This is a genomic window from Bartonella sp. AC158YNML (genome assembly GCF_042196725.1).
In the GTDB taxonomy this organism is placed as follows: Bacteria; Pseudomonadota; Alphaproteobacteria; order Rhizobiales; family Rhizobiaceae; genus Bartonella.
Genome location: NZ_JBHIQU010000001.1, coordinates 194,295 through 209,275, shown reverse-complemented (window position 1 = coordinate 209,275; position 14,981 = coordinate 194,295). Strand labels below are relative to the sequence as shown.

The following is a 14,981-nucleotide window of genomic DNA, read 5'->3' as shown; positions in this document are numbered from 1 at the left end:
CAGCCTTATATTTCAAAGGCCGGGTTTATAAATTAATCAACACATACGCTGACACTATTTCTTCTTATCATTAACTTCTTCAAAATCAGCATCGACAACATCATCATTCTTTGTTTCTGTTTCAGTATCCGCGCTCGCTGCTTGTGAAGCTTCATACATAGCCTGTCCAAGTTTCATACTGACTTCTGCTAATTTTTGCATCTTTGTTGCTATCTCTTCCGTATCACTGCCTTCAAGCGCAGATTTCAAATCAGAGATTGCTGTTTCAATCTGTCCCTTTTCTTCAGCTGATACTTTATCGCCATATTCATTGAGCGACTTTTCAGTTGAATGAATAAGAGCCTCCGCTTGATTTCTAGCTTCAACACCTTCACGGCGTTTTTTATCCTCAGCCGCGTGCTCTTCTGCATCCTTTACCATTTTTTCAATATCAGCATCACTTAAACCACCTGATGCCTGAATACGAATTTGATGCTCTTTCCCTGTTCCCTTATCCTTGGCCGAAACATTAACAATACCATTCGCATCGATATCAAAAGTAACTTCAATTTGAGGTATACCACGTGGTGCTGGAGGAATACCAACAAGATCAAATTGAGCCAATAACTTATTATCACTTGCCATTTCCCGTTCACCTTGGAAAACACGAATCGTTACAGCACTCTGGTTATCATCAGCTGTCGAAAAAACTTGCGATTTTTTCGTCGGGATAGTGGTATTGCGCTCAATAAGGCGTGTGAAAACCCCACCCAAGGTTTCAATACCCAAAGATAAAGGTGTTACATCTAGCAACAACACATCTTTGACATCGCCTTGCAATACACCTCCTTGGATGGCAGCGCCCATTGCAACCACTTCATCAGGGTTAACGCCTTTGTGTGGATCCTTACCAAAGAAGTTCTGCACAACTTGCTGAATCTTAGGCATACGTGTCATACCACCCACTAAAACAACTTCGTCAATCTCACCAGCCTTTAATCCAGCATCTTTCAACGCAGCTTTACAAGGTTCGATGGTACGCTGCACTAAATCGTCAACGAGAGATTCAAATTTTGCCCGAGTCAATTTCATTGTTAAGTGCTTGGGACCTGATTGATCTGCCGTGATAAATGGTAAATTAATTTCTGTTTGCTGTGACGAAGAAAGCTCAATCTTTGCTTTTTCTGCTGCTTCTTTTAAGCGCTGTAAAGCGAGTTTATCATTTTTCAGATCAATTCCTTGCTCTTTTTTGAATTCATCGGCAAAATAACCAACCAAGCGCATGTCAAAGTCTTCACCCCCTAAAAATGTATCCCCATTGGTTGACTTAACCTCAAAAACGCCATCTCCAATTTCAAGGACTGAAATATCAAATGTACCACCACCAAGGTCGTAAACAGCAATTGTTTTTCCATCCTTTTTGTCCAAACCATAAGCTAAAGCAGCAGCAGTTGGCTCATTAATAATCCGTAAAACTTCAAGTCCAGCAATTTTACCTGCGTCTTTCGTGGCTTGACGTTGCGCATCATTAAAATAAGCAGGAACCGTAATAACGGCTTGTTCAACTTTTTCACCAAGATAAGATTCTGCTGTTTCCTTCATCTTTTGCAAAATCATAGCTGAAATTTGTGACGGAGAATATTTCTTTCCCGCCTCTTCAACCCATGCATCACCATTGTCACCTTTAACAATTTTATAAGGAACAAGCGCTTTATCTTTTTCAACCATAGGGTCATCAAAACGGCGCCCTATCAAACGTTTAACTGCAAAAACTGTCCCTTCAGGATTTGTCACCGCCTGCCGTTTAGCAGGTTGCCCAACAAGCCGCTCCCCCCCATCAGTAAAGGCAACAACGGAAGGTGTTGTTCGCGCTCCTTCTGAGTTTTCAATAACTTTTGCATTTTTGCCATCCATAACAGCCACACAAGAGTTCGTTGTCCCCAAATCAATACCAATTACTTTTGCCATATTATAATCTCCATTCAGCAAGCTACCTCAACCTTTATAAAGCATCTTTTTAAGACAGCTCCTCATAACACTTAAAGCCCATATATTGCTTCAAGCAACATAAAATAATAATAAACTGCAAGTCGCAACAAGCCTTGCTGCCTCGTATATAAGAACAGGCTTTTATTGCTACAAGAGAATAATGAGAGAAACATCTCCAAAATAAAAAATTTCTTTTAAAATAGGCACTCTAATGACCTATAAATACCATATTTATGAAAGACTTGAGATTATAATATATTTTTTTTGCAATTCTCAAAAAATATATCTTTCTATAAAAATTAAAAAATAAAAAGAGTGATTGCACTTTTGTTCTTTATCTCCCACCTTTAATAAAAAATACTCACATAAAAGCTTTTTAAAAATATCGCTTAAAGGCGAATAACTTATATCATAAATATTATAACCCTTCCTTAAACTAAAGTAGATGTCATATCTTATGAAGCTATTTTTTACGAGACTCTTTCATAGTGTTAAGCAGCGCTTTTCCAAATACGCATATCAGTAAAGACATTCTCTATCAATCTCCTCTCAAAAACTCCTCTTCTAATGGCCTCATTGTTCACTGCTATTTGAAAGCTGTGCTCTAAATCCACCTAAAAAGCTTTTTTACTTGTATAATTCTGAAATTTAAAAACATATAAAAATGCACAAAGATATCGCAATATTAAGCTTTGATAAAGTATATGATCGGTTTGTTTTGTCTATATTAAAAAAATAGTGATGCATTATAAATTTTATAATGTTTACAAATACTATTATAAGACAAACACGGAAGCATTGAGAAATTTTTTGTCGTTGTAAACTTTACTGTCTTCTTTTAAAATCGCGAAATTCTATGATTTCTATTTTTATATTAAAATCAATTTAAGTTTAATAATTCTCTCTTTTATTTTAAATAAGAACTCTGCTAAAATAAAAAAGTACATTTAAAATGTGAATTTTATGAAGGAGGGTGAATCAATGATGACATCTATTATTAAGAAAATAATAAATCTCATCTTTAAGAATACAATACATGCACAATATCCATACAAAAAAGTTATCATAAATATTGTGTGTGCTCTTCTCTTTTCTGCTATAATTTTGCCAGCAAATGCTCAACAATATCAACTTGGTGACATAGAAATTCTCAATCCTTGGACACGAGAAACGCCTAGAGGTATAAGGATTGGTAGCGGTTATCTCTACATTATTAATCATAGTAATACCCCAGACCGTTTGGTTTCTATTTCAACAAACGGCGTAAAAATAACAGAGATCCACTCTATGGCAGTTGTTAATGATATTATGAAAATGGAAAAAATGCACAATGGCATTGAAATTCCAGGAAATGGCGAAATTACGCTTAAGCCTGGTGGTGATCACATTATGTTTATGGGACTTTCACAACCATTCAAGCTAGGTGATAAAATTAGTGCAAAATTGACATTTGAAAAAGCAGGAACTATTAATGTTGATTTCTCTGTAAATGCTATGAAAGCGATATCACCTTCTAAATCCATTCCTGCTCATTAAACTCCTTTTATTATAAACATACATGTTATAAAAATAAGGAGCGTGAAATTTTTTCATGCTCCTTATGTTTTGTTTAATGCCATCAGTCAAAATTATTCCTTTTAAGTATGGCCAATTTCAGGAATACGCAAAACTTGCCCAGGATAAATTTTATCGGGAGATTTTAGCATTGGCTTATTGGCTTCAAAAATAAATGTGTTTTTATCACCTTGCCCTTTTCCATAAACCTCTTCAGCAATTTTCCAAAGATTATCACCAGATTTAACCTCATAAAAGTGAGAAGTCTTTCTAGGCGTCGTATCTATAACCTTTAATTGATCTACACCTACAGAAGAGATACCTTGTGAATTACCAACAACAAGAAGTGCTTTTTCAAGTGTTGCTCTATCTGAAACCTCACCGCTTAAAATAGCTTTGCCATCTTTAACTTGAACATTTACTTTTTCTGTACCGAGTTGAAAATGATCAAATGCTGCCTTAAAATCTTTTTCTGTTGGTTCATGATCACCAATACCTAACTTTTCCCCTACAGTTTTAATAAAATTAAAAAATCCCATTATGACCTCCTTTCGTGTAACAGAAACAAATTTTTGTGTATATATCGCCACATTCTTTTCTTTGCTCTTAAAACACATAGGCGGATTTTTTAAACTTCAACAATCAAAACTAAACCTGTTCAATTCTGGGACAAAGACACTAATAAACTATGCACTAAACTTTGATAAAAAAGCTTTTATGAAAATTTTCTCTCAAACGAAGGGATCTTAATAGACGTAGAAACATTATAAATTATGAAAGCAAAACAAGATTTTACAGTAATGACAAAAGGGTTTTTACTTTGCTACAATTTGTATCATATTTGTTTTGCAAAAAAAATGTGAACTCCCATATAAACAAGTGTGGGTAATTTGCTACCACAGCAATAGAAAGGTCTAAGAAACCATGAAAGATACACCAACAATCACGCAAACGATTGTACTTGTTGATGATGATCGCAATATTCTGACGTCTCTATCTTTTGCGCTTGAGACAGAAGGATATCGGGTTGAAAGTTATACAGATGGAGCATCTGCACTCAAAGGTCTCACACTTCACCCCCCACACTTAGCTATTTTTGATATTAAAATGCCCCGAATGGATGGAATGGAGCTCTTGCGCCGTTTGCGTCAAAAATCTGATCTCCCAGTTATTTTTCTGACCTCTAAAGATGATGAAATTGATGAATTATTTGGTCTCAAAATGGGCGCTGATGATTTTATTACGAAGCCTTTCTCTCAACGTCTTCTCATTGAACGTGTGAAAGCTATTTTACGCCGTTCCAATGCACGTAACCAACCGCCTTCTACAGGAACTGCTTCCACCTCTTCTCTTAAACGTGGAGATCTTGTGATGGATCAAGAACGCCACACCTGTACATGGAAAGATAAACCTGTTATTTTAACTGTTACAGAATTTTTGATTCTGCAAACCCTAGCACAAAGACCAGGAGTTGTAAAAAGTCGTGATGCTTTAATGGATGCTGCCTATAGTGATCAAGTTTACGTAGATGATCGCACCATTGATAGTCACATTAAACGTCTGCGTAAAAAGTTTAAACAAGTGGATGATGATTTTGCAATGATTGAAACACTTTATGGTGTAGGTTATCGTTTTCACGAGGTATAAAACTACTTTGTCGCAAAAATTTGAACGGCAATCAAATCGATGACAAACAATTCTCAACTGGAAACTCTACAAAAAACCGCTCCTAACGGCATATCCTCAACGTCATTTCTGATGTTTGCTCGTTTGCATCTTCGAACACAACGTCTCTTCAGACAATTGCTTTTTTCCAGTCTCACACGCCGCATTGTTATATTAAACATTGCCGCCCTTGCCGTTCTGGTTACAGGCATTTTATACCTTAACCAATTTCGCGATGGTTTAATTGAAGCAAAAATTAAAAGTCTATGTACCCAAGGAAAAATTATCGCTGGGGCTATTGCTGCTTCTGCAACCGTAGATACAAATTCTATCCTCATTGATCCCCAAAAGCTCTTAGAATTACAGGCTGGAGAAAGCATTACACCTGCCCCTCAATCAACCGACTCTTGGGATTTCCCCATTAACCCTGAACAGGTTGCCCCTCTTTTACGGCGTCTCATCACACCTAAAACGACAAGAGCACGTATCTATGATCGTGATGCTACTCTCCTTCTTGATTCACGCGTTCTTTATTCTAGTGGAGAAGTTTTTAGCTATGATTTACCTCCAATAAAAACAGAACAAAACATGTGGGATCACTTCACTTCATGGTATTCACGTATTTTTTATGGCAAAGGTATCATTCTGGATAGAGAACAAACAAAAACCAGCGGTATTGCTTATCCAGAAGTGTATCGAGCATTAAACGGATCTCTTGCTACCGCCAAAAGACGCAACAGACAAGGTCAATTAATTGTTTCTGTTGCCGTTCCTGTTCAACGCTATCGCGCAGTGGTTGGAGCCCTTCTTCTTTCAACCACTGGCTCCGATATTGACAATATTGTAAAGGGTGAAAGACTGGTTATCTTTAAAGTTTTTGCCGTTGTAGGCAGCGTACTTTTGGTCCTTTCTCTCTTTTTAGCCCATACGATTGCCCATCCATTAAGTAAATTATCTGCCTCGGCTAATCGAGTGCGTAATGGCAATAATCAGCGTGTAGAAATTCCTGATTTTTCAATGCGTGAAGATGAAATTGGTCACCTTTCAACCTCTATTCGTGATATGACCAATGCGCTTTATATGCGGATTGAAGCCATTGAACGCTTTGCTGCTGATGTAAGCCACGAATTAAAAAATCCTCTCACCTCCCTACGCAGTGCTGTTGAAACACTCCCTCTGGCTAAAAATGAAGAAGCACAAGAGAAATTGCTGGAAATTATTCAACATGATGTGCGTCGTCTTGATCGATTGATTACGGATATTTCTGATGCATCGCGGCTCGATGCAGAACTTGCACGAGAAACCGCAGAGATCGTTGATATGACACCGCTGCTGGAAAGTCTTGTTCATGCAGTTCAGGAAGTATACCGTAATACACAAACTATTGATGTAAGCCTTAATATTATTCCACGTCCTCATGGAAAAGCCTATCTTGTATTGGGACATGAACTCCGTTTAGGACAAGTGATTTCAAATCTTCTTGAAAATGCACGTTCCTTTATTCCCCGTGATCGTGGCAAAATTTGCATCACTATGAAAAGTCATGCTTCAACTCTTATTTTAACCATTGAAGACAATGGCCCAGGTATTCGTTCAGAAAATATTGAACGCATTTTTGAACGTTTTTATACAGATCGACCAAATGAAGATGCTTTTGGACAAAACTCTGGACTTGGTCTTTCTATTAGTCGGCAAATCATCGAAGCCCATAATGGGACAATTACAGCCGAAAATATTATTGATCCCGCACTTGGGAAGAATAAGACCGGTGCACGTTTTATTATTATACTTCCGCTTGCAAAATAAAGCTTTTATCTAAAGTAAAAGACATGAAAACAAAATGTGAAATACTCCACGCAAACTGCCTTAAACTGGGCGAAAAGGGGCTGCTAATTATAGGGCCATCGGGATCAGGAAAATCAACCCTTACCCTTTCTTTAATCGACCGTGCTGAGTGGTCAAAACGTAAAGCAAAGCTTATCAGTGATGATTATACAATGTTGCGTGCGGAAAATGGAAAGCTTCACGGATACACTCCTGATAATTTAGAGGGCGGCATCGAGATTCGTGGTGTTGGTCTTTATATGATAGAATTTGAAAAGCACACAACTATCGATTGTGTTATTTCTCTCGGTCCTGAATATGAACGTTTTTCCACAAATAAAACTTTTCAATTTGAAAATTTGCACATTCCTCTTTTAAAACTACCCTCTCTTCATGAAGCCGATTGTACAGCCATTTGTCAAGCTATTGAAGCATTCTTGTTTAGAAAAATGTGGCGTAAATCTGTTTAATTTTTTTCTAAAAATAAAAAAATCACATTTTTTGCCTTTTTTTTGCAAATTTTTCTTGGCAGCAAGACAAAGCCTTGTAAAATATCCTTCCCACCAATATGGTCGGATCTTATTAGTTAACAGGAGTTTGCGTAAATGATTGGACTCGTGCTTGTAACGCACGGTGAGCTGGCTGTCGAATTTTTACATGCCGTGGAACATGTTGTTGGAGCACAAGAAAAGTTCGCAACAATATGCGTTTATCCCGATGACGATATAGATCAGCGCCGAGGTGATATCATAGCCGCAGTAACCGATACAGATACAGATCATGGCGTCATCATATTAACAGATGTGTTTGGTGGAACACCATCAAATATAGCTATTCCTGCTATTGAAAAAGGACGCGTTGAAATGATTGCGGGTGTTAATTTGCCCATGCTTATTAAACTGATTTCTATTCGCAAATGTCCTGATATTTCATTATCAGATGCGTTAAGAATAGCACAAGAAGCGGGACGTAAATATATTAATGTGCCAAGTATGATTTCATAGCGGATAATAAAATACCAATGCTTTCCAAAGATACCCTCCCATGTATAAGTCGTCATTTCAATATCTGTAATAAACGTGGGTTGCATGCACGTGCTTCTGCAAAATTTGTACAAACTGTTGACAATTTTAATGTTACTGTTGAAGTTGAAAAGGATGGAAAAATCGTTGGCGGATCATCAATTATGGGACTTATGATGTTAGCAGCCTCATCTGGTTGCAACCTCACCATTCATGTTTCAGGACCAGAAGCAACAGATGCCCTTAATGCTCTTGAAAAGCTCATCAATAACAATTTTGGAGAGGACAATTAGTACCTCTGACTATAAAAAGGATGATTATCCTTGTAGAATAGAAATTTTTCATCACTATTTTGAATTTTTATTGTTTTTTCTACTTTTATAACAATATTCATATCCTCTATGGATTGGCAGAATTGTCATAAACGTTAAATATTTTTAGTAATTTTGTTATGCAAAATTTTTTCTTCTTTTCCTAATATTATTTGGCCAATTTGAATAGTTTTGCGCATTATAGCTATCCCCCAACTTAATCGTATAATTAAATCTTTACAGAAAAGAGAACTCTTCACTTTGTCTTAAATATATTTTATTTTAAGCTAAAAAAGATGTTAAATTGACCTCCTCCCCACACCTCAAAGGGTAGGGCTTCTTACCAACCACTGGCCTATCAACAATCCAGCTTCTCTCTCGGTGGGTTCCTCCTGCTAACTACTCGTGTAGTCCACTTCATAGGCTCTCCGGACAAGCCCTGCCTTAAAATACTGATCACGATATCTAAAAACATTTAATATATAAAGCTTATAATGCCTTATATCACTGCTCTAAACAATGGTGTTTTACGGCATAATAGGATAATTTCGCATATCAGAAATCTATCAATTTTTATTATTTTTTGCTAACTTTGTAGCCTTTATAGTGCACGAGTAATCTTTCATTGCCCATTCTTGTGATGCAGATCATGAAAATGCAATTCTTATTGGTATCATAACCATTTTCTTAAAACGAATAAGCTTTGTCCATTCATAATTATGGTGAGCATTTTTAGATATTTTTTCTATATTATTGCCTTATCTTCTATGGTAGAATGCGATTCTTATTTATTGCGCTTAGCGGTAGCATCTTTTCATTATAAAGAAGATAATATTATGGACCGTCTATTTGGTGCTCTTCAGATTCCTCAACAAACGATCCAACAACTTGTATCATTGCAAAATGGCTTATCAAATGCGCAGTGGATTAACCTGCAAAATTTTCATATCACTTTATCTTTTTTTGGTGAAATTGAAAGTACTACAGCAAAAACACTTATGTACGCCTTTGACACAATAAAGCTTCCTCCTTTTATGCTACAAATAGAGGGTTTTGATATTTTTGGTTCAGAAAATGCTTCTCCCTCTCTTGTTCTTCGCGTTAAACCTTGTGAAGCTCTCAATCTTTTACATAAAAAGATGCAATATATCCGAAATAAATTAGAGTTAAAGCCTGATGAAAGGCAATTTACTCCGCATATTACTCTTGCGCGACTAATCGATACTAAACCTGAAGACCTTGTTCCTTATCTGTTCTTTCGAAGGAATTTTTCATTTTATCCTTTTGAGGTCGATCATTTTGTTTTATTGTCATCGCCATCCCCCTCAAGCAATGCTGTATATCTTGTAAAAGGAAATTGGCCACTTCAAAGATAAAAGGGTGTTTGTAACACCCTTTAAAGCTCTTTGATTGAGAAAAATCCCACAACACATGCGAAATTGCAGAGAATGCTGCATTTTACATTGGAAACTTGTTATTGATGTATTTTAAGCCGAACCATCTTCAACAGAAGTTTCTTTTGCTCCTCCTTTGGCTACACCCACTATAGCTGGACGTAGCACTCTCTCTCCAATAATATAGCCTGCCTGAACAACTTGTTGAACAGTATTATCTGGAACATCAGCGTTAGAAATTTCAAACATCGCTTGATGAAAGTGAGGGTCAAATTTTTGCCCCTCTGGATGAATTTTCTGCACCCCATGACGTTCTAGCGCTACCATCATGGCACGTTCAGTCATTTCAACGCCTTCTGCCAATGATTTCAAACCAGCATCATTCTCCCGTGCACCTTCTGGAATCGCTTCCAAAGCACGATTGAGATTGTCAGAAACAGATAACATATCCCGTGCAAAATTAGCAATGGAATAAGCTCTCGCATCTGCCACATCACGCGCAGTACGACGTCGAAGATTTTCCATATCTGCAGCAAGACGTAAAAGCTGATCTTTCAGTTCTTTATTTTCATTCTGCAAAGATGCTAAAGGATCACCGATCTCATTGCTTTCTTCTTCAACGTCTCCATGTGATTCTGTTTTATGTGTTTTTAAAAATTCATCGGCCGCTTGTTTAAGTGTATTACGATCTGCTGAATTTTTTAAATCGCAATTTTCAAATGAAGCGTCAGTAAATTTGTTTTTTTCATCAGACATAAAAATTTTATTCCTTCATAAGATTTGTTATTCTCGATATCGAAATTTTACAGACAAAAATCAAGGGGTATGGATGTATATTAATACAATGAGCTTTTATAGCACAAATACTTACCTGCATTGTTTTAACGCAATAACTGTGACACAAGTTGAGCTGTATAATCAACCATGGGCACAATCCTTGCATAATTAAGCCGTGTGGGACCAATAACGCCTAAAGCACCAATGACTCTTTGTTGTGAATCACGATAAGGTGCTACAACTAAAGAAGAACCAGAAAGTGAAAATAGCTTATTTTCTGAACCAATAAAAATTCGAACCCCCGAACCTTCATCCGTTAAATCAAGAAGCTGTGCCATACTCTCACGTGTTTCAAGATCATCAAACAAATGGCGCAACCGTTCTAAATCTTCTTCTGCTTTTACATCTTCAAGCAAATTGCTGCGCCCGCGAACAATGAGGTGTATTTTATGATCAGCATCTTCTCCTCCCCAAAGAGCTAATCCCGTTTCAACAAGATGATGCGATAAATCATCAAGTGCAGCCCGTGTTTCTGCGCATAAGCGGGCTATTTCCCCTTTAGCTTCACTTAGTGTGCGCCCTTGAATATGGGCATTAAGAAAATTCATTGCTTCTGTCAATTGTGCATGGGTAACCCCTTCGGGTAAATGAACAATACGATTTTCAACTTCACCTTGTTGAGTCACCAAAACAGCAAGAGCATGCTCCCTATCAAGACGCACAAATTCAATATGTTTCAATGTTCCTTCTTGTTTTGTTGCTAGAACAAGCCCTGCCCCACGTGAAAGATCTGAAAGAACACGGCTTGCTTGAACAAGAAAATGTTCAACCGATTGCACATGACCAGCCTCTTTGACTTGCATTTCAATATTTTCTCTCTCCTCATTTGGCAAATCACCCGCTTCCATAAAGGCATCAACAAAAAAGCGCAAACCTGATTGTGTCGGCATTCGCCCCGCAGAAACATGCGGTGCATAAATCAAACCAAGATGTTCAAGATCACTCATCACGTTACGAATCGTCGCAGGTGATAATGTCTGTTGCAAAAGCCGCGAAAGATTACGTGACCCTACAGGTTCTCCATCATTAAGATAAGCTTCAACAATATGGCGAAAAATATCACGCGAACGCTCATCAAGATATTTTAGTTCATTATCAATAGTTTTGTGTTTCATCACAATTGTTTCACTATTTTTAAAATCCTCATCTCTTATATAAGTTTTGCCAAGGTTTGGTCAAATAGTCTAAAGTAGTATAAAAACATATTATCCTATTGAGCTGTAAAATGCTACCTTTCAGAGTGATGCTTGATAAATTACGCAGGAAATATTTTTTGTTAGAGTGTATGAGAAATATTTAAGATAAGAGTTGATCTGTAAAGTGGTCTGCTGTAGGGACTTGTCAAAAGAATCTAGATTGATTAAAAACCGCTGTAAGTAGAAAATTTTACCCTTTAGAGCAAGCAGAAAATTGGAAATTTACCATAAAAATGCTATCATAAAAAAGACATGTCTTTCCTATCTTTGCAAGGTTATCTTCGTACAAGATAAAAAATTTTATTGAAACAAAATATCATAAAACATGTAAAATAATCATATCATGTAAAATCAAGCAGAATGTGTGTGTATGAGCATTTAAGCCGGTTTTTAGCACAAAAATAATTCCCCTTTCATTTTTGGAGAAATCTATATGAGAAGCATAGCAGATAAAAAACTTGTCATTGCTACACATAACACCGGAAAATTGCATGAAATCACTACTTTAATTACGCCTTTCGGTTTAATAATACAATCGGCAAAAGAAATGGGCTTGCCAGAACCAAAAGAAACAGGAAAAACATTTGAAGAAAATGCTTATATTAAAGCTTTTTCAGCAGCAAAAAAGACAGGACTTCCTGCCCTCTCTGATGATTCAGGCTTAGAGGTAGATGCATTGGAGGGTGCGCCAGGCGTTTATACCGCTGATTGGGCAATTCAAGCCGATGGTACACGTAATTTTCCAAAAGCTATGAAAAAAATAGAAAATGAACTCCAAAAAGTCGGAGCACGAGAAAAAAACCAACGGAAATGCCGTTTTATATCCGTCATTTGCATTGCATGGCCTGATGCTCATGCAGATTACTTCCGCGGATGCGTTGAAGGAACGTTCATTTGGCCTCCACGGGGAGACAAAGGCTTTGGTTTTGATCCTATTTTTTTACCCGATGGATATGAAAATACCTTTGGAGAAATGTCAACAGAGCAAAAACACAACTGGAAATGTAATGATATTCCCCCTCTTTCACATCGCGCACGTGCTTTCAAACTTTTGGCAGAAAACCTTTTGACATTCTCATGAATGAACCTTTTGGCATTTACATTCATTGGCCCTTTTGTGCAGCTAAATGTCCTTATTGTGACTTTAATTCGCATGTTCGCATCCATGGTGTTGATCAACCACGTTTTGTCACCGCCTTTAAGCGCGAAATAGAAACGCAATACCACAAAATAGGCCCACGCCATATTACAAGTATTTTTATTGGTGGAGGAACCCCTTCTCTTATGGAGCCGCAAACTGTCGATGCCCTATTGCAAGCACTTGCAAAAAAATGGGTAGTCGATGATAAAGTTGAAATTACATTAGAAGCTAATCCATCCAGTGTGGAAGCAGAGCGCTTTCGTGGATACCGTACGGCAGGTGTTAATCGCTTATCTCTAGGAATACAAGCGCTCAATGATAAAGCATTGCGCAAACTTGGCCGACTCCATAATGTGGAACAAGCTCTTTGTGCCATTACTTTAGCGCGACAAATTTTTCCACGTTTATCCTTTGATCTCATTTATGCCCGCCCTGAACAAACTCTTGAAGAATGGAAATCTGAACTTGTACAAGCAATTGATTTAGCAGCAGACCATCTTTCTCTTTATCAATTGACAATCGAAGAAGGAACTGCCTTTAAACGGCTTCATGATGCAGGAAGACTTATCCTTCCCCCATCAGAGCTAGCAGCAGATCTGTACCATCTTACTCAAGAAATAACCGCACTGCATGGACTTCCTGCCTATGAAATCTCAAACCATGCAATGCCCGGTGCCGAATCAGCACACAATCTTCTTTATTGGCGTTATCACCAATATGCAGGCTTTGGTCCAGGAGCACATGGACGTTTCATTGAGCACGCACCGAATCATTCCTCTTTCTGTTCAAAAACATCATTATCACACCTTAAAAACCGTGAACGTTATGTCACAATAAATGAAAAACATCCCGAACAGTGGCTTAATTTGGTAGAAACAACAGGACATGGCTGTATTGAAACGGAACATTTAACCACTGAACAACAGGCAAATGAAATGCTCCTTATGGGATTACGCCTTTGCGAAGGCTTAGAACTTATACGCTATGAAACCTTAAGCCCTAAACGTATCCCAATGGAAAAACTGATCGATTTACAACACCAAGAATTGATAGAAATGGTGGATAACCAACGCTTAAAAGCAACAACCAAAGGACGTATTGTTCTTGATCACATCATCAGCCAACTCGCAAACTAAAGTTTTTATAACAACATACTTATTTTAATCATAATTATCATTTTTCATAGCAAAAGCGAGACTAAAATATTGTAAGATTCCCTTATTTTAAATCTGTTTATAGTCAATTAATTACAACCATTCGCTTACACCTTAAAAATAGGGAATGTGGATAAAAACTATAAAAAAGAGGCAATACCTTTTATGAACACTCTCAAATGAAAGCTATCGCAATATTTTGAGCTGGAAAGTGTATAGTGGTCTAGCTTTTTTCATAAGCGCAAAGATGATGCAATACTATAGACTTTATACACTTCACGGAAAATTCTATATTACATATTCATAAGAACCATTGTAGCATGAATATGATAAAAACTGAGAGATATTTCTTTAAAACAAGCACATGAATATATAACACGATGATTTTTGTTCTTTATGAGATCGTGGCACTATTAAAGAACCAAAGACATAAGCATGAAACAATCTCTATTATTTACTCTAGATTCTTTTGAAAACTGTAAAATCGCATGAAAAAGGATAGTAAAAAGGTACATTTATTTTTACCTTTATGCTTTTATATCCTCCCTCAATGAGACTCTATGTCTGCTTGTGAAGAAGCAAAGCCGAGCACCAGCACATAACTTTACCAGCTCGTGGGTGTTGCGACGGCCCTTGGCACTTGAGACGGTTCATAAGAGACATTTGTATTCCTTTCTTCTATAGTTTTTACCCACACACTCATCCCCGCTTGTTATGTGCAAGCAAATGATTTCTCTTGATTTAAGATAAACAGGTTTGAAATGAAAGAATCCTCGAATATTAGGGCTCTTACCCAACATGCAAAACAATGAATTATTCTTATAAATCAATGTGATGTATCTTAAGAGATTACAAAAACAGATATACATGCAACATTTTACCTCACCCTGACATATAAAAACTGTTGTAACAAAG

13 protein-coding genes are annotated in these 14,981 nt (G+C 37.1%); 9 read left to right on the top strand and 4 right to left on the bottom strand.

The window, feature by feature from the left end:
- Positions 1-54: 54 nt before the first annotated feature.
- The gene (gene dnaK / locus ACFIM1_RS00795) at positions 55-1,947 is read right to left on the bottom strand and encodes a molecular chaperone DnaK (protein WP_375607944.1); all 1,893 of its coding nucleotides are present in this window, start codon (positions 1,945-1,947) and stop codon (positions 55-57) included.
- Between the two features lie 1,002 nt (positions 1,948-2,949).
- Here dnaK and ACFIM1_RS00790 point away from each other — a divergent pair.
- Entirely contained in the window at positions 2,950-3,504 is a 555-nt protein-coding gene (locus tag ACFIM1_RS00790; protein WP_375608966.1) for a copper chaperone PCu(A)C, read from the top strand.
- A 101-nt stretch (positions 3,505-3,605) separates the two neighbouring features.
- Here the strand turns inward: ACFIM1_RS00790 and lysM are convergent, their stop codons facing one another.
- On the bottom strand, positions 3,606-4,061 hold the full coding sequence (lysM, locus tag ACFIM1_RS00785) for a peptidoglycan-binding protein LysM (protein ID WP_375607986.1): 456 nt from the start codon (positions 4,059-4,061) through the stop codon (positions 3,606-3,608).
- A gap of 385 nt (positions 4,062-4,446) precedes the next feature.
- On the opposite strand from lysM, the gene ACFIM1_RS00780 reads away from it, so the two are divergent.
- The 6 genes from ACFIM1_RS00780 to thpR all read left to right on the top strand — a co-directional run bounded on the left by ACFIM1_RS00780 (position 4,447) and on the right by thpR (position 9,720).
- Positions 4,447-5,169, top strand: a complete 723-nt coding sequence (locus tag ACFIM1_RS00780; protein WP_375607942.1) for a response regulator transcription factor — start codon at positions 4,447-4,449, stop codon at positions 5,167-5,169.
- A gap of 39 nt (positions 5,170-5,208) precedes the next feature.
- Positions 5,209-6,993 (top strand): stimulus-sensing domain-containing protein, encoded by a 1,785-nt coding sequence (locus tag ACFIM1_RS00775; RefSeq protein WP_375607941.1) that lies wholly within the window; start codon positions 5,209-5,211, stop codon positions 6,991-6,993.
- Between the two features lie 23 nt (positions 6,994-7,016).
- Positions 7,017-7,481 carry an HPr kinase/phosphatase C-terminal domain-containing protein gene (locus tag ACFIM1_RS00770; RefSeq protein ID WP_375608967.1) on the top strand — a complete coding sequence of 155 codons (465 nt, stop codon included), beginning with the start codon at positions 7,017-7,019 and terminating at the stop codon, positions 7,479-7,481.
- Positions 7,482-7,616: 135 nt separating this feature from the next.
- Positions 7,617-8,015 carry a PTS sugar transporter subunit IIA gene (locus ACFIM1_RS00765; RefSeq protein ID WP_375608968.1) on the top strand — a complete coding sequence of 133 codons (399 nt, stop codon included), beginning with the start codon at positions 7,617-7,619 and terminating at the stop codon, positions 8,013-8,015.
- A gap of 17 nt (positions 8,016-8,032) precedes the next feature.
- Entirely contained in the window at positions 8,033-8,326 is a 294-nt protein-coding gene (locus ACFIM1_RS00760; RefSeq protein ID WP_375608969.1) for an HPr family phosphocarrier protein, read from the top strand.
- 854 nt (positions 8,327-9,180) lie between these two features.
- On the top strand, positions 9,181-9,720 hold the full coding sequence (gene thpR / locus ACFIM1_RS00755) for an RNA 2',3'-cyclic phosphodiesterase (protein WP_375608970.1): 540 nt from the start codon (positions 9,181-9,183) through the stop codon (positions 9,718-9,720).
- A 111-nt stretch (positions 9,721-9,831) separates the two neighbouring features.
- On the opposite strand, the gene grpE is transcribed toward thpR, so the two are convergent.
- Both grpE and hrcA read right to left on the bottom strand, forming a co-directional pair.
- Positions 9,832-10,494, bottom strand: a complete 663-nt coding sequence (grpE, locus tag ACFIM1_RS00750) for a nucleotide exchange factor GrpE (RefSeq protein ID WP_375608971.1) — start codon at positions 10,492-10,494, stop codon at positions 9,832-9,834.
- Between the two features lie 125 nt (positions 10,495-10,619).
- A complete protein-coding gene (gene hrcA, locus ACFIM1_RS00745; RefSeq protein ID WP_375608972.1) occupies positions 10,620-11,690 on the bottom strand; it encodes a heat-inducible transcriptional repressor HrcA in 1,071 nt (356 codons plus the stop codon).
- A 514-nt stretch (positions 11,691-12,204) separates the two neighbouring features.
- On the opposite strand from hrcA, the gene rdgB reads away from it, so the two are divergent.
- Together rdgB and hemW are read left to right on the top strand one after the other, a co-directional pair.
- On the top strand, positions 12,205-12,852 hold the full coding sequence (gene rdgB / locus ACFIM1_RS00740; RefSeq protein WP_375608973.1) for an RdgB/HAM1 family non-canonical purine NTP pyrophosphatase: 648 nt from the start codon (positions 12,205-12,207) through the stop codon (positions 12,850-12,852).
- Positions 12,849-14,048, top strand: coding sequence for a radical SAM family heme chaperone HemW (gene hemW, locus ACFIM1_RS00735; RefSeq protein WP_375607934.1), 1,200 nt, complete (start codon positions 12,849-12,851; stop codon positions 14,046-14,048). The genes rdgB and hemW overlap by 4 nt, the downstream gene beginning before the upstream one ends.
- Positions 14,049-14,981 lie beyond the last annotated feature (933 nt).

Excerpts from the sequence above, each read along its gene's own strand:
- dnaK (WP_375607944.1), bottom strand. The coding sequence starts at position 1,947 with ATGGCAAAAGTAATTGGTATTGATTTGGGGACAACGAACTCTTGTGTG.
- ACFIM1_RS00790 (WP_375608966.1), top strand. The coding sequence starts at position 2,950 with ATGATGACATCTATTATTAAGAAAATAATAAATCTCATCTTTAAGAAT.
- lysM (WP_375607986.1), bottom strand. The coding sequence starts at position 4,061 with ATGGGATTTTTTAATTTTATTAAAACTGTAGGGGAAAAGTTAGGTATT.
- ACFIM1_RS00780 (WP_375607942.1), top strand. The coding sequence starts at position 4,447 with ATGAAAGATACACCAACAATCACGCAAACGATTGTACTTGTTGATGAT.
- ACFIM1_RS00775 (WP_375607941.1), top strand. The coding sequence starts at position 5,209 with ATGACAAACAATTCTCAACTGGAAACTCTACAAAAAACCGCTCCTAAC.
- ACFIM1_RS00770 (WP_375608967.1), top strand. The coding sequence starts at position 7,017 with ATGAAAACAAAATGTGAAATACTCCACGCAAACTGCCTTAAACTGGGC.
- ACFIM1_RS00765 (WP_375608968.1), top strand. The coding sequence starts at position 7,617 with ATGATTGGACTCGTGCTTGTAACGCACGGTGAGCTGGCTGTCGAATTT.
- ACFIM1_RS00760 (WP_375608969.1), top strand. The coding sequence starts at position 8,033 with ATGCTTTCCAAAGATACCCTCCCATGTATAAGTCGTCATTTCAATATC.
- thpR (WP_375608970.1), top strand. The coding sequence starts at position 9,181 with ATGGACCGTCTATTTGGTGCTCTTCAGATTCCTCAACAAACGATCCAA.
- grpE (WP_375608971.1), bottom strand. The coding sequence starts at position 10,494 with ATGTCTGATGAAAAAAACAAATTTACTGACGCTTCATTTGAAAATTGC.
- hrcA (WP_375608972.1), bottom strand. The coding sequence starts at position 11,690 with ATGAAACACAAAACTATTGATAATGAACTAAAATATCTTGATGAGCGT.
- rdgB (WP_375608973.1), top strand. The coding sequence starts at position 12,205 with ATGAGAAGCATAGCAGATAAAAAACTTGTCATTGCTACACATAACACC.
- hemW (WP_375607934.1), top strand. The coding sequence starts at position 12,849 with ATGAATGAACCTTTTGGCATTTACATTCATTGGCCCTTTTGTGCAGCT.